This is a genomic window from Rhizobium ruizarguesonis, from assembly GCF_012349115.1.
GTDB lineage: Bacteria > Pseudomonadota > Alphaproteobacteria > Rhizobiales > Rhizobiaceae > Rhizobium > Rhizobium ruizarguesonis.
The window spans coordinates 1-13,802 of the sequence record NZ_PQIG01000104.1 but is presented as its reverse complement, the minus strand read 5'-3'; the positions used below and the strand labels follow the sequence as shown (position 1 = coordinate 13,802).

The window sequence follows — 13,802 nt, the reverse complement described above, 5'->3', positions numbered from 1 at the left end:
GACCTGAATTGATTAGTCGGAGCTGTTTTCTGCCTGCCGCGCAGGAGCGTCTTGCGCGAGCACGGCGATCGCGTCGATCTCGACGAGATAGCCGTAGTGGAGTTCGGGCACCGGAACCACGGTGCGCGCCGGGCGCGCCTCTCCCAGCCGCGCTGCATAAACCTGGTTGAAGCGCGGCCAGTTGCTGACGCCGACGATGTAGGCGGTCACCCTGATGAGATCGTCCGGGGTTCCGCCTGCGGCTTCCAGGACCGCCAGCATGTTGTCGATGGCCTGCCCCGTCTGCGTCTCGAAGCTATCGTCGGAAAGCGGCGCCCCATCCGGCCGGATCGGGAGCTGCCCTGATATATATAGATGCTGGCCCGCGAGTTTGGCCTGGACATAATGACCGGCAGGGCTGGGCGCGCGATCGGTGTTTACGGTTATGACCTTCGACATCACCAGCCCCCGAAGCGCGGCCAACAAGCCTCAACGGCATGCGAGCCACTGCGGACAACATGATAGACGGGGTGCTGCGCAGCGGTTGCGCATGCGTGGTTCGGCAGGATCCGCACCCGGTCTCCGATCGCCAAATCGGGAAGGCGAGCGTTCGAGCCGGGCCGCACGGCGAGGATGCCATGCTCCTGGTTCGCGTCGGCAACGATGATGTCCTGGTAGGCATTGCCGTCGATGCCACTGACGAGGCCATAACCCTGGTCGATGGCCTGCCTGCTGGTGCCGCGGTCCCGCGACAAAGACATCCATCCGCCATCGGTTATGATCCAACCCTTCTCGCGCTGGTGTCCGATAACCGTCGCAAGAACGCTGAGCGCGATGTCATCGACCTGGCAAATGCCGATGCCTGCCATCACCAGATCGAAGAACACGAACACCCCGGCGCGGACTTCGGTCACGCCGGTTAGATCCTTCGCATGATGGGCCGTCGGCGTCGAACCGACGCTGACGACCGGGCACGGCAGACCCGCACCACGAAGAAGCTGGGCGGCTTCAACAACGGCCAACCGCTCCGCCTCCGCATAGCGCTGCTGCGCCTCGTCGTCTCCACCTTTGTAGCTATCGCCGGCATGGGTCAAAACGCCACGCAGCTCCGCGCCTGCCGCCAGCGTCTGCCCAATCTCCAGCAACTGCGTGTGATTGCCAGGCACAACACCCGAGCGGTGGCCATCGCAATCGATCTCGATCATGGCTGGGATCCGCATTCCGGCGTCTCGGGACGCCTCGGCAACCGCCTGCGCCTGTTCGACGGTATCCAATACCACCACGAGATCGACGCCCTTGGCGCGCAGATCGGTGACACGCGCGAGCTTTGAAGGAGCGATGCCGACCGCATAGATCACGTCGCGAACGCCAGCGGCCGCGAACTGCTCCGCTTCCTTCAGCGTCGAGATGGTTGCCGGTCCCTCTGGCGCACTCATCAACCGCCGGGCCACGTCAATCGACTTCGCCGTCTTCAGATGCGGTCGCAGCGACACGCCGAGGTCATCGAGCCGGTTCCTGAGCCGCTTGATATTGCGGTCCATCCGGTCCGCATCCAGAACCAGACAGGGCGTTTCCAGCGCCTCAAGAGTGGTCGTTGCTGCCAAGCCAGGGGAGGGGGCGAACGTCGCTAGATCCATTTGTCGGGTCTCCAATTTCGAAACTCATCTTGTCGCCCAATCGTAAAGACGGCAATTAATGATTGGTGAAGGTTCGATTCAGGTACGCGTTAATTCTGATGGTGCAATCCAGCCAGCGTCAGCTTGAATCCGCTCAAGAACGTTGATCTCCGCCTCGATCTCCAATCGCAGATCGGCACTGCCGGAAAAAGCGCCATTGAAAGCCGCCGTTCCGATGGTAAAGCCTGCAGCACCAGACCGTACGACCGCCGCCATCCTTTCAGGGCTGTCGATCGATCCGGCAACGACCACAGGCTTGGCCACGGCCTCGCACACCCGCGTCATCAGCGCTTCGACATCGCCGCCGAAGCGATAGGCGAGCAGATCCAGACCGCTGACACCGTTGATCGCCGTCAAATGCCGGGCACTTTCCACAATTGTGTCGATCGTCCCTTCGAGCTTGCTCGGATGACCGACAATCTTGCCGGGGAACGGATAGTACCCCATGTTTCGCCCAGCAATAACTGGGAGAACGACATGTGGTCGGGTGCCACCCATCAAGATGTCGACGCCAAGCTCGACCGCGGCCTGCGCGGATCGTAGCTCGCTCTCTTCGTCGAGGCTGACCACTTCGAGGTAGAGCGTGGCACCCCCCGCCTTGATTGCCGAAGCAAGGCCCAAGAGTTTATCGAATGGCAGGCCAATATCCTTGAACCCCACATGTCTGATGCCGGCGGCAAGCACATCCTGGAGGCGCTCGGCCGCGTCGGCAACAGTGCGGTCCTGGTTGGTCAACATAAATATGAAGTCGGGAGAAGTCTGGGGCATCGAAAGCACTCCTAGATTGCGTTGAGAAGCAGCGCCTGATCGAAGGCGTAGCGAAGTGAGGAATGGTCGGCCGTACCTTGGCCCGCGATGTCGAATGCGGTGCCGTGATCGACACTGGTCCGGATGAAGGGCAAGCCGATGGTGACGTTGACGCCGCTGTCGATGCCGAGATACTTGACCGGAATGAGGCCCTGGTCGTGATATTGCGCAACGACGATATCGAACTCGCCTCTGCGGGCTCGCATGAAAATAGTGTCTCCTGGCCATGGACCGGACGCGTTTATTCCAAGTTCCCGGGCCCGGCTGATCGCCGGCGCGATAATGTCGAGATCTTCGCGTCCGAACATGCCGTTTTCACCGGCATGGGGATTGAGGCCGGCGACGGCGATGCGGGGCGAGGCGATGCCATATGCCCTACCTGCCCTGTGCGCCAATTCGATCGTCCTGAGCACAGATTCCTGCGTCACGAGGTCAATGGCGTCTCGCAACGACACGTGGATCGTGACCAGGATGACACGCAATTCGTCGTTTGCCAGCATCATCGCGAACTTGTCGGTCCCCGACCGTTCTGCAAGGATTTCAGTATGGCCGGGATAATTGAGCCCCCCCATTTTCATCGCTTCCTTGTTGATCGGCGCGGTAACGATCGCCCTGATGTTGCCTGCCAGCGCTTCGTCGATCGCCCTCACAACATAGTCGTAGCTGGCGCGGCCAGCGCGCGCATCCACCTGACCGATCGGCAAATCGTCAGGTAGATCCGAAACGTTGAGAACGGCCATGAGCTTGCGGTCTGGGACAGCCTCATCGACGGAAGTGACGGGCTGCACCTGAAGCGGAAGATCGAGGGCTCGGACAGCACGCTCCATCACCTTGGCATCGCCGATCACCAGCGCGTGCTCAGGCAGTCCGTCCGCAAAAATGCGTGCGACGATTTCCGGGCCGATCCCGCAAGGATCGCCCATGGTTATTCCGATAGGCTTCTTCATTTCTTTTCTCCAAGCCAGAGGCCCCGAAGCAATTCGGCTGATTTCAGCAGCACGTTCGACGAACCGAAGCCGCCCGCTTTTGTGATGATGTGCATGGGATGCGATCCGCTCGTACGTCCGACCGGAATTCCAGGCTCGATCTCGCCCAAAAGTTCGAGCGAACCAATCTCAAGTACGCCCAAGACGGATTCGGCAGTGTCGCCGCCGGTCACGAAGAGCCCGGTCACGGGATTACGCTCCAGAAGCATGCGGACCGCCTGGCCAAGAGCGATTGCGATGGATCGAGGCTCGGCCGGCGTGCCGCGCTCAGACGTTGTTAGAATGACATCTCGGGTAGACCCAGATTGGCTATATTGCGCAACGGCGCTTTCGGCCGCGAGACGGGGAGAGTGAGACGCCTGCTCGGCGTCGACCACGATCTGGCGCACGTTGCCAGTGCTCATCAGCCTTGAGCATTGCTCGCGGCTCAGAGGGTTGACGCTGCCAATGACGAAGAGATTGAGCGCCGCCGTGGGGGTCGACGGTGCGATGTCAGCGGGGCCAACATAGTCCGCCAACGCAGTCGCCAGTCCCGGAGAACCACACCAAAGAATGGACTTAGGATCGGCCGCCGATTTCACCAGCAGTGCCAGGTCGTCCTGGGTTGCTGCATCGGCTATCAGTAACTTGCTGCCATTCGCGACAAGTTCGCCGGACTTTAATGCGCGAACTTCCTCAAGCCCAAGAAAACGCACTTCCGCGTCTGGAATATCCCGGAACAGAGCCCGAAGACGAGAGTCTGTTATAGGATGCAGCGGGTCCATCGCAAATTCGGTCTTCTCCAACGGCACGCCACGCAGAAGCTGACGCCCTCCTTCAGTCGTTCGCCCGCCCGCTGGGAAGGCCGGAGCGACGATTGCAACAGCCCGACCGGATGCCGCACGTGCAGCAGATACTTCAGCTCCGACGTGGCCTCGAATGGTGGAATCCACCGTGTTGTAAAGGATCTCCGCGGACGCCAGGCTTTTTGCTGCCAGCGTCGCCCGATCGACAGCGTCCTCAATGGATCCTGCCCGGCTTGCCTTGTTCAGGGAGATAATCGCAGCATCTTGCAGAGACGATGGCTGATAATCGTTGAAGACAAAGCATCTGTGCCCCATGCTCACGAATGGCGCGGCGCCATCCGTTGCGCTCGTCAGATCGTCGGCGAGAATTCCTACCTTCAAAATCGCTCTCCCGTCGGTTCTCAATGTGACGAAAGACTATTAGCGCTATTGCTTCTGACAAAAAAACGATGAATTCTGACAGAAATCCGTAACTTCAAGTCACAGATATGGCCGCACGAGTCCCTGCATTATCCGCACTGAGAGCCTTTGAATCCGCTGCACGTCATTTGAATTTCGGGCGCGCCGGCGATGAATTGTTTGTGACGCACAGCGCCATCAGCAAGCAAATCCGCTTACTGGAGGAAGACCTTGGAGTAGATCTTTTCGAACGAAGAAACAGGGCCGTTTTCCTCACCGACGCAGGGCGACGCCTCCTTGGTACGATGAGTGAGGTGCTTCGCCAGATCAGCGATTGTTGCGAGGAAATAAGAGTTGGCGGTTCGGCGCCGCTGGTGGTCTCATGCGAGCCGACATTCACGCAGCGGTGGCTGATCCCTCGCCTCCCACAATTCAATGCACTTCATCCAGATGTCGAGGTTCATGTATTGGCCGCTGGCGGTCCGGTGAGCTTCGACAGGAATCATATTGATTTAGCGCTGCGGAGAAGCGATTTTAGCTGGTCGCCGGAGCTCTTTGTGGAAACGGTCGTCGAAGAACGTGTCGGCCCCGTATGCGCGCCACGCCTGTTGGCTTCCGACAGCAATGATATTCTCTCCTTGCCTCGCATTCATGCGGCCACGCGGCGAGACGCGTGGGCGCGATACATCGCCGACAATCAGCTCGCAGATCCAAATCCACCCGGGAACCAGGTATTCGAACATTTTTATCTGAGCATTGAGGCGGCAATCGCTGGCTTAGGTGCTGCAATCGGTCCAGAGCCGTTGGTAGCCGATGCTGTAGAAAGTGGGCAACTGGTGGCGCCGCGGGGTTACTCCGGCAACGGATACAGCTACATCCTTTTGAGCCGCCTCCCGTTCGAAGGCGATGCTAGGAAACGTAACTTCCTTTCCTGGATTCGACGGCAGTTTGGTCCCTGAAGCGCGCAGTCTGGTCAGTAGCTTGAGGCGGATGCTCCGCTACGTGAGAGATAGTGTGGCTAGAGGAGCGACATGGTGGAGATCGCAGCCAAGACGGCCGCAGCGGACAACGCGACGCCGTGCCTAACATACCAATCGCTCTGACCAAGTTCAGATGCTGGGGCCGAGTATGTTTGCTCTGGCTTCGATGATATGGTCGTACATGTTTCGCTCGGCCTCTCTGCTGTCGCGGTCTTTGATGGCGTCAAGAATCGCCTGATGGCTGACGATATAGGTCGCCATGCGCTCAGAGGTCAGCGACTGTTCTTTCATTTTTCCCCAGAGGTTTCCCGCCCGTACTGCGTGAATGCCTTCATAGAGCGAGGCAAGAAGACCGTTACGAGCGGCTTGGACGATGATGCGATGAAAGACGGCGTCCCATTTCTCGAAATCAACTAGAGATTCCGACGTGCTGCCTCGTGCGATTGATTTCTGCATTTCTTCGACTTCCTGCCTTGTCGCCCGTAACGCTGCCAAGGCAGCGATCTTGGGTTCAATGATCAGTCGGGCCTCAAACACTTCCGCCGGATAGGTGCGCAATGTGTCTCCTTCATTGGTTGCCGGCCGGCGAAGGGCGCTGGAGCCTACGCCGCTGCCGGCGATAAAGGTGCCTCTGCCAACGTGCCTGATAAGGCGGCCTTCCTTCTCCAACGAACTGAGCATCCGTCTGAGGGCGGTACGCGGCAGCCCGAGTTTCAGCGCCAAGTCACGTTCGGGGGGCAGGCGATCGCCTGGTTCCAGGCCTTCCGCCTCAATGAAATCTTTCAACACCACGCTCATGTGACCTCCACAATAATTATTTTGCGAAACCAATTTGATCTATATTGACACCAATGGCAATACCAATCTTATATTGATCATCGAACCAACGCCGATTGGTAGCGAATGGTGTCGAGTCCAGGAGCTGTGCACCTGCTCGAAGAGATTGTGCGGCAGCATGCATGAATCGGCGACAAAATTTCAATCGAGACGCTGCGTAGATAAAGGAGATAGACCGATGGCCGTTATGACAGAGGCCGTTACAGCGGGCGACGCAGCGCTTACGGTGCGCGGCCTCACTGTCGACCTGCCGAAAGGCATGGAACGGGCCCATGCCGTCGAAAATGTCTCGTTCGACCTCAAGCGTGGTCAGATCCTTTGCATTATCGGTGAGTCTGGTTCGGGCAAGTCGGTGACTGCAAACACAATCATGGGGCTCTTGCCCAAGATCATTCCGGTCTCATCGGGCGCGATCAATCTCAATGGAACCACCATAGTCGGCGCGCCGGCAAAAAAGCTGCGCCAGCTGCGTGGCCGTGTCGTGTCCATGATCTTTCAAGATCCGCTTTCGGCGCTTAACCCGCTGATGACGGTCGGCGACCAAGTCGCTGAAGTGATGGCGGCCCATGGAGTGGGCACCAAGGCCTCGCGGCGTGCGCGCGCCCTTGAATTGTTGACCGAAGTCGGCCTGCCTGATCCGGAGCTGATGTACCACCAGTATCCTTTCCGGCTTTCCGGTGGCCAGCGGCAGCGCGTCATGATCGCTATTGCGCTGGCCCTTGAGCCGACCATTCTGATCGCAGACGAACCAACCACCGCCCTTGACGTCACCACGCAGGCGCAGATCCTGAAGCTCATCCGTGACATTCAGCGTCGCAAGGATATGAGCGTCATGTTCATCACCCATGACTTCGGTGTTGTGGCTGAAATTGCCGACAGCGTCGTGGTTATGGAGAAGGGGCGGATTGTCGAACAGGGGAGCGTCGATCAGGTTCTCAAATCCCCCAGCCACCCCTACACTAAGCGCTTGATCGCAGCCGTTCCGCACCTCACGGGCGAAGACAGAAAGTTCAAGGCGCAGACGAGCGACGAGACGATCCTGACGGTCAATGGGTTGTGCAAGACCTATCGCAGTGGCAGCGCGCTGTTCGGTAGCCAGCGTGTCGTGCCTGCGGTGAAGGACGCCTCATTCACGTTGGCTACGGGCCGCACCCTCGGCATTGTCGGCGAAAGCGGCTCCGGAAAATCGTCGCTGGGCCGGCTTCTGATCAAGCTTCAGGACAGCGACAGCGGTCAGATCTTGTTTGAGGGCAAGGATATCGTCAAGCTTTCGGAATCCGAGTTCCGGCCGCTGCGCCCTCGAATTCAGATGATCTTTCAGGATCCTTTTGCCTCGCTCAATCCGCGATCCACGATTGGTCAAATACTGACAGTCGGGCCTGTCGCACATGGTATGCCCTACGTGCAGGCGCGCGAAGAGGCCCGTGCGTTGCTTTCCCACGTCGGTCTCGATGCCGGCGCCTTCGGCCGCTACCCGCACGAATTCTCGGGTGGGCAGCGCCAGCGCATCGGCATCGCCAGGGCCCTGATGTTCAAGCCTAAGCTACTGATTGCCGACGAAGCAGTCTCCGCGCTTGACGTGTCGATCCAGGCCCAGATCCTCAAGCTGCTTGACCAAATCCAGCGCGAGACGGGCGTATCAATGATCTTCATCACCCATGACCTTCGTGTCGCCAGTCAGATCTGTGACGAAATCGCAGTGATGCAGAAGGGCAGGGTCGTCGAGCGCGGCCCGCCGTCTCAGATCTTCCTGAAACCGCAATCGGACTACACCCGTGAACTTGTCGCTGCAATTCCGGGAGAACGACGGAGAGGCACTTGAGAAGGTTCAATTCACCCCTGGCAGTCGCTGCCTAATAAGCAAAAGAGAGGGAATAAAATGACAAATGACTCTACGACCAAAAGCAACATTTCTCGGCGCGACGCACTGCGCCTGATGGCAGCCGGCGGCATTGCATGCTTTGCCGCTCCCAACCTGATAGGCAAGCCTGACATTGCCCGGGCCGCCGACAAGAAGCCTGCGGGTCGCGTCGTGGTCGGGCTTTCGCAGGAACCGACCGTCTTCAATCCGCTGATGGCCCATATCGAAACGGACGATGCGGTCCACTTCTCACTCTTCGACGCCCTCTTCCGCATGGATCCAGGCGGCGTTCTCCAGCCCAATCTTGCGCTAGAGGTTCCCACGCAGAAGAACGGCGGCATCTCGGAGGATGGCCTGAACTGGCGCGTCCGCCTGCGTGACGATGTGCACTGGCATGACGGTAATCCCTTCACGGCTGAGGACGTGAAGTTCACCCTTGAACTGATCACCAATCCGAAATTCCGCGCCTGGCGTACGGGCGGCCATTCGTTGGTGCGCGACCTCACTGTGGTCTCGCCAACGGAAATCACCTGGCGCATGGAGCAGGTTTTCGCTCCTTACCTGTCGTTTCTCACCGAAACCTTCATCGTGCCGAAGCACCTTCTCGAGAAGGAGCCTGATCCGAACGCAGCGGCCTTCAATCAGGCACCCATTGGCACCGGCGCCTTCAAGTGGAGCCAGCGTGTGGCCGGCGACCATCTCGAACTGGCGGCGAATCCGGATTATTTTGGCGACGGTCCGTATGTCGAACAGGTCATATTCAAATACATTCCTGACCAGACGGTACTCTACACCCAGTTCAAGAGCGGCGATATCGATCTCACAGACCAGGCGTACATCACGTCCGACCACTACGACGAGGCTAGCAAGTTGCCGGGTCGGGTGGTGAGCCTGGTGCCTGGTGCCTCCGTCGAGTCGTTCTATCTGAATCTTGAGCGGCCGCAGTTCAAGGAACTTGCGGTGCGTCAGGCACTCTATGCTGCAATGGACAGAAAGGCGATCATCGACGCCCTCTATTTCGGCGTGGTGACAACGACGGAAACCTTCATGCCGAAGGAGTCGTATTATTTCAATCCGAACCTTCCGGCGCAGGAATACAATCCGGACGCAGCACGCAAGCTCCTCGACGATGCCGGCTGGGTGCCGGGGTCGGATGGGATTCGTGAGAAGAATGGAGTGAAGCTGGCGTTCAACAACTCAACGACATCCGGCAACAATCTCCGCGAGCAGGTGCAGCAGTTCCTGCAGCAGACATTCGCGGAAATTGGCGTCCAGATGACCATCTCGAATTTGCCGGCTGCCGTCATGTTTGGTGAATTCTGGCTGAAGTCACAGTTCGACACGGCGATCTCGGGCGTTACGCATCTGATTGCCGCGGATCCCGACGCCACCAACCGTCTTGCCAGCAGCGCGATTGCCGCGAAGGGTGGAAAGGGATCGAATGTCGGCCAGTATTCCAATCCGGAAGTGGATGCGCTGCTCAAGAAGGGTGCCCAGACCTTCGATCCGGAAGCACGTCGTGAAATCTATCACCGTATCCAGGAAATCGTGCGTCAGGACCTTCCTTTTCTTCCCCTGTTTGCCGCCACCTATGTGGTTGGCACAAAGGAAGGCCTTGAAGGCTGGCAACCGAATACGAACACGCGCACGGCATCATGGCATGCTGCCGGCTGGCACTGGAAGAGCTGAGTTAACCTAACGTCGCTGCTGCCGCGCGTTGCGGCGGCGGCCTCTATTGGCGCTATCACAGGGAGAGCTCAATGCGTAGCTTCCTACTTAACCGGTTCGCTCAGAGCCTTGTACTGCTTCTGATCGTTTCCGTCATCGGCTTCGTGGTCCTAAACCTGATCCCGGGTGGGCCCCTAGCACAATTTGGGCTGGATGCGAGCATGACGCAGGATGACCTGAACCGACTGACGGAGCAGTTGGGCTTGAACCGTCCTCTGTGGATCCAGTACATGGATTGGGCCTGGCGCCTTTTGAAAGGAGATTGGGGCCACTCCTTTCGCGACGGAGCGCCAGTCCTCGACGTGATCGGTCGACACCTCATGGCAACGCTGTTGCTGATGGGATCGTCTACCGTCATCGCGATTGCCATCGGTACGTGGATCGGAGTTCGCGGCGCCATAAAGCGTTATTCGATTTTCGATTACATGGCGACGGTCGGTGCGATGGTGGCCCTTTCGATCCCGACTTTTTGGTTCGGACTGATTGGCATTTACGTATTCTCGCTCAGACTTGGCTGGCTCCCGGCCGGCAACATGTACACGATCGGTGACGAGTCCGTTCTGAACTATCTTCACCATCTCATCCTGCCCAGCGTCGTGCTTGCGCTGGTGCATGTGGCCATCTGGAGCCGCTACATGCGATCGGCTACTCTCGACGTGATCAATCAGGAATTCATCAAGACGGCCCGCGCCAAAGGACTGAGCGAGCGCCGCATTCTGATGAAACACGTCATCGGAAACGCGCTTCTGCCGATGATCACGCTCGCGGGAATGCAGCTTCCCAGCGTCCTCACGGGTGCTTTGGTCACAGAGACGGTATTCACCTGGCCGGGAATGGGCCGCCTGTTCCTCGACAGCCTCGGCTACAGTGACTACCCGGTGGTGATGGGATTGCTCATGTTCTCGGCGATCCTTGTCGTAGTGAGCAACCTCGCCGCCGACATCGTTGTCGCCATCATCGATCCCCGGATCCGTCTGAGTTAAGCGCCTTAAACGCTCATCAGGAGTCAGCCATCATGACTGCCATTGCCGCAAATTCGCCCCGGGAGCGCTGGTGGAACAGCCGATCTGCGCACCGTTTCATGAACCACCATCTGGCCCTCATCGGCATGGTGATGATCGCTCTCCTGACGCTGGCATGCGTCTTAGGACCCCACTTGTTGCCGTACGATTCGCTCTATATCGATCTGCGCGCCCGCTTCGCTCCGCCGCTGACCGGCCGGCATTATCTCGGTACCGACCCGCTGGGAAGGGATCTGGCCGCCCGGTTGTTCATGGCGGGCCGGATTTCGCTCCTGGTCGGTTTCTCGGCAATGCTGCTGTCGACGCTGATCGGGACCCTTGTAGGCGTGGTGGCGGGATATAGAGGTGGCCTGGTCGGCACGGTGCTGATGCGTGCCGTGGATGGCTTCCTGTCCTTCCCATCCATCTTCCTCGTGCTTGCTCTTGCAGCTGCGCTTAAGCCGAGCCCGATCATGATTACCGTCGTTATTGCTGCCACGAGCTGGATGGAAGTTGCCCGAATTGTCGAGGCCGAAGTCCGCTCCCTGCGCGAGCGTGAATTCGTGCTGGCCGGCCGCATGCTGGGATTGAGCGCAACGCACATCATGTTCCGAGAGATCCTTCCCAATGCCATAGGTCCGATCATCGTCGCGGCCACCCTGACCATCGCCCGGGCGATCCTGATGGAGGCCTATATCAGCTTCCTCGGTTATGGAATTCAACCGCCTCTTCCCAGTTGGGGCAACATGCTGAATGGCGCGCAGCAGTATCTGGAGACCGCACCGTGGCTGGCGATCATTCCCGGCGCCGCCATCACGATCGCTGTAACCAGCTTCAATTTCATCGGCGACGGGCTGCGCGACGCGCTCGATGTTCGCGGTGATCACAGCTGAGAGAACACCATCCTAGGCGAGATGACGACGGTCTAACGCAAAGCCATCGGCACTAGGATGTCGAATAGGCTTCTGCCGATGACATAGGCGTAAGGACGGCGTAGCAGATTCACTTCATCGCTATCCCTGATGGGTTGGAAACCTTGCGTGTTGCCACGGATGATTGTTGAGGGTTCAAACGTGCCTGTCGGAGATGCCGGCGCACGATGCCAGAGGAATGGGTCTATGCCGGTCGAAGTTCAGAAAGTAAGTGACAGCTTTTCGTTTCCAACCGAGGTCGACGTCGTTGTCATCGGGGCGGGGATCGTCGGTACCTGCACGGCCTATGAGCTCGCCCGCAAGGGGGTGTCCGTTGCTCTTCTCGAAAAAGGTATCGTTGGCGGCGAGCAGTCAAGCCGCAATTGGGGATGGGTCCGACAGCAGAACCGCGACCTCCATGAACTTGCGCTTGCCACGTATAGTCTGCGGCGCTGGGAGGAACTGAGCACCGAGATCGGTCGCGATCTTGGGTTTCGTCGAAGCGGGATACTTTACTGCACGAAGAACGAGGCTGATGTTGCTCGGTGGGAAACGTGGGGTAAGGCTGCGCGCCTTCAAGGATTCCACAGCCAGATACTGAGTGCGTCCGAGGCCAATAATCGGGCTTCGGGTGGCACATCCTCGTGGGTCGGCGGCGTTTGGTCTCCGACCGATGGGAGAGCTGAGCCAAGTCTTGCTGTGCCTGCCATCGCTGAGGCCGCGAAGGAAAGCGGCGTATCGCTCCATCAAAACTGCGCCGTTCGGGGCCTTGACATTACCGAAGGCCGGGTAACAGGCGTGTGGACAGAGCGAGGACTTGTGAAAGCTGGCACCGTTGTTTGCGCTGGTGGAGCATGGGCTTCGCGGTTTTCTCATCGATATGGTATCGAGCTTCCGGTCGCAAACATCTCCGGCACCGCAATTAAGACGACTCCCGCGCCCGAAATCATTCAAGCGGGGTGCCTCTCGGCTTCAAACTTCGTGTTGCGACGTCGGACAGATGGCGCCTACACGATCGCCGTACCCGGACGTGGTACGCTCGACCTCACTCCGAGGGGGATGCGATACGCCTTCAAATTCTATCAGATGTACCGCAGCAAGATTGGGAAGAAGCTGAAGTACCGTCTGAGCAGCAGCTTCTGGAATGGGCCCGATGCTTTCAGTACCTGGGAGAACGATGAAATCTCGCCGTTTGAAAAAAACCGAATTTTAGATCCCGCGCCCGACGGGGAACTCGTGAAGCTCGCATTGAAGAACCTTGAAAGCGAATACCCCGCACTCAAGGGAATCGGGGTCGAACGCGCGTGGGGAGGGCTCATCGATACTTCGCCAGATCTCGTCCCCGTTATTTCAAGAGTGGAGCAATTGCCGGGTTACGTGATTGCTGCGGGGTTCAGCGGGCACGGCTTTGCCATAGGACCGGGTGCCGGCCGGTTGGTCAGCGAGATCGTGATGAACGAGACCCCGATCACCGACATCTCACCCTACAGGCTGAGCCGGTTCAGCGATGGCTCGGCGATCAGACGACCGGAAATGATGTAACGGTTGATTTGCAGTCCAAACTGCTGCTGTCGGTGTGCCGATAAACGGGCCTCGGACCGACATGGGTCGGGATATCAATCAGACAGAACAGGTCTCCAGATTCTTGTCGAGCGGGATCGTTTTCAGGAGCCAATCATAGGGAGCAAAACAGTGGTCCTCGAGCGCTACACCGTGCCGCGCCTTGTCCGGCAGCGAGCATTCATAGACAGGGAAAAGTACCTGAAATGGTACGAGGAAAGCGTCGAGAACCCGGACAAGTTCTGGGGCAAGCACGGCAAGCGGATCGACTGGTTCAAGCCCTATACCAAGG

Annotated in this window: 13 protein-coding genes; 7 read left to right on the top strand and 6 right to left on the bottom strand. The window is 58.6% G+C overall.

Annotated elements, in window-relative coordinates; genetic code table 11:
- Nucleotides 1-12: 12 nt before the first annotated feature.
- The 5 genes from C3Y91_RS28215 to C3Y91_RS28195 all read right to left on the bottom strand — a co-directional run bounded on the left by C3Y91_RS28215 (nt 13) and on the right by C3Y91_RS28195 (nt 4,614).
- Nucleotides 13-438: a RidA family protein gene (locus C3Y91_RS28215; protein WP_168576089.1), complete on the bottom strand. Its 426-nt coding sequence runs from the start codon at nt 436-438 to the stop codon at nt 13-15.
- Nucleotides 438-1,616, bottom strand: a complete 1,179-nt coding sequence (locus C3Y91_RS28210) for a DSD1 family PLP-dependent enzyme (RefSeq protein WP_024323563.1) — start codon at nt 1,614-1,616, stop codon at nt 438-440. Before C3Y91_RS28210 ends, C3Y91_RS28215 begins: the two co-directional genes overlap by 1 nt.
- A gap of 78 nt (nt 1,617-1,694) precedes the next feature.
- Nucleotides 1,695-2,423 carry a nitronate monooxygenase family protein gene (locus C3Y91_RS28205; protein WP_024323562.1) on the bottom strand — a complete coding sequence of 243 codons (729 nt, stop codon included), beginning with the start codon at nt 2,421-2,423 and terminating at the stop codon, nt 1,695-1,697.
- An 11-nt stretch (nt 2,424-2,434) separates the two neighbouring features.
- Nucleotides 2,435-3,409, bottom strand: coding sequence for a 4-hydroxythreonine-4-phosphate dehydrogenase PdxA (pdxA, locus tag C3Y91_RS28200; RefSeq protein ID WP_018068438.1), 975 nt, complete (start codon nt 3,407-3,409; stop codon nt 2,435-2,437).
- Nucleotides 3,406-4,614 carry a four-carbon acid sugar kinase family protein gene (locus C3Y91_RS28195; RefSeq protein WP_130676707.1) on the bottom strand — a complete coding sequence of 403 codons (1,209 nt, stop codon included), beginning with the start codon at nt 4,612-4,614 and terminating at the stop codon, nt 3,406-3,408. Before C3Y91_RS28195 ends, pdxA begins: the two co-directional genes overlap by 4 nt.
- 107 nt (nt 4,615-4,721) lie before the next feature.
- Here C3Y91_RS28195 and C3Y91_RS28190 point away from each other — a divergent pair, with 107 nt between their 5' ends.
- Nucleotides 4,722-5,591: a LysR substrate-binding domain-containing protein gene (locus C3Y91_RS28190; protein ID WP_018068440.1), complete on the top strand. Its 870-nt coding sequence runs from the start codon at nt 4,722-4,724 to the stop codon at nt 5,589-5,591.
- Nucleotides 5,592-5,741: 150 nt separating this feature from the next.
- Here C3Y91_RS28190 and C3Y91_RS28185 read toward each other — a convergent pair whose 3' ends face one another.
- The gene (locus tag C3Y91_RS28185) at nt 5,742-6,410 is read right to left on the bottom strand and encodes a FadR/GntR family transcriptional regulator (protein WP_018068441.1); all 669 of its coding nucleotides are present in this window, start codon (nt 6,408-6,410) and stop codon (nt 5,742-5,744) included.
- A 217-nt stretch (nt 6,411-6,627) separates the two neighbouring features.
- Here C3Y91_RS28185 and C3Y91_RS28180 point away from each other — a divergent pair, with 217 nt between their 5' ends.
- From C3Y91_RS28180 to C3Y91_RS38475, 6 genes are all read left to right on the top strand, one after another.
- Entirely contained in the window at nt 6,628-8,271 is a 1,644-nt protein-coding gene (locus tag C3Y91_RS28180) for an ABC transporter ATP-binding protein (protein ID WP_018068442.1), read from the top strand.
- A gap of 57 nt (nt 8,272-8,328) precedes the next feature.
- Nucleotides 8,329-9,999, top strand: coding sequence for a peptide ABC transporter substrate-binding protein (locus C3Y91_RS28175; protein WP_018068443.1), 1,671 nt, complete (start codon nt 8,329-8,331; stop codon nt 9,997-9,999).
- 71 nt (nt 10,000-10,070) lie between these two features.
- The gene (locus C3Y91_RS28170) at nt 10,071-11,021 is read left to right on the top strand and encodes an ABC transporter permease (protein ID WP_024323560.1); all 951 of its coding nucleotides are present in this window, start codon (nt 10,071-10,073) and stop codon (nt 11,019-11,021) included.
- A gap of 32 nt (nt 11,022-11,053) precedes the next feature.
- Complete coding sequence (locus C3Y91_RS28165) at nt 11,054-11,932, top strand: ABC transporter permease (protein ID WP_020397318.1); 879 nt, start codon at nt 11,054-11,056, stop codon at nt 11,930-11,932.
- Between the two features lie 225 nt (nt 11,933-12,157).
- Complete coding sequence (locus tag C3Y91_RS28160; protein ID WP_018068446.1) at nt 12,158-13,492, top strand: NAD(P)/FAD-dependent oxidoreductase; 1,335 nt, start codon at nt 12,158-12,160, stop codon at nt 13,490-13,492.
- Between the two features lie 150 nt (nt 13,493-13,642).
- The coding region (locus C3Y91_RS38475; RefSeq protein ID WP_168576088.1) for an acetyl-coenzyme A synthetase N-terminal domain-containing protein at nt 13,643-13,802 on the top strand (160 nt) is incomplete at its 3' end.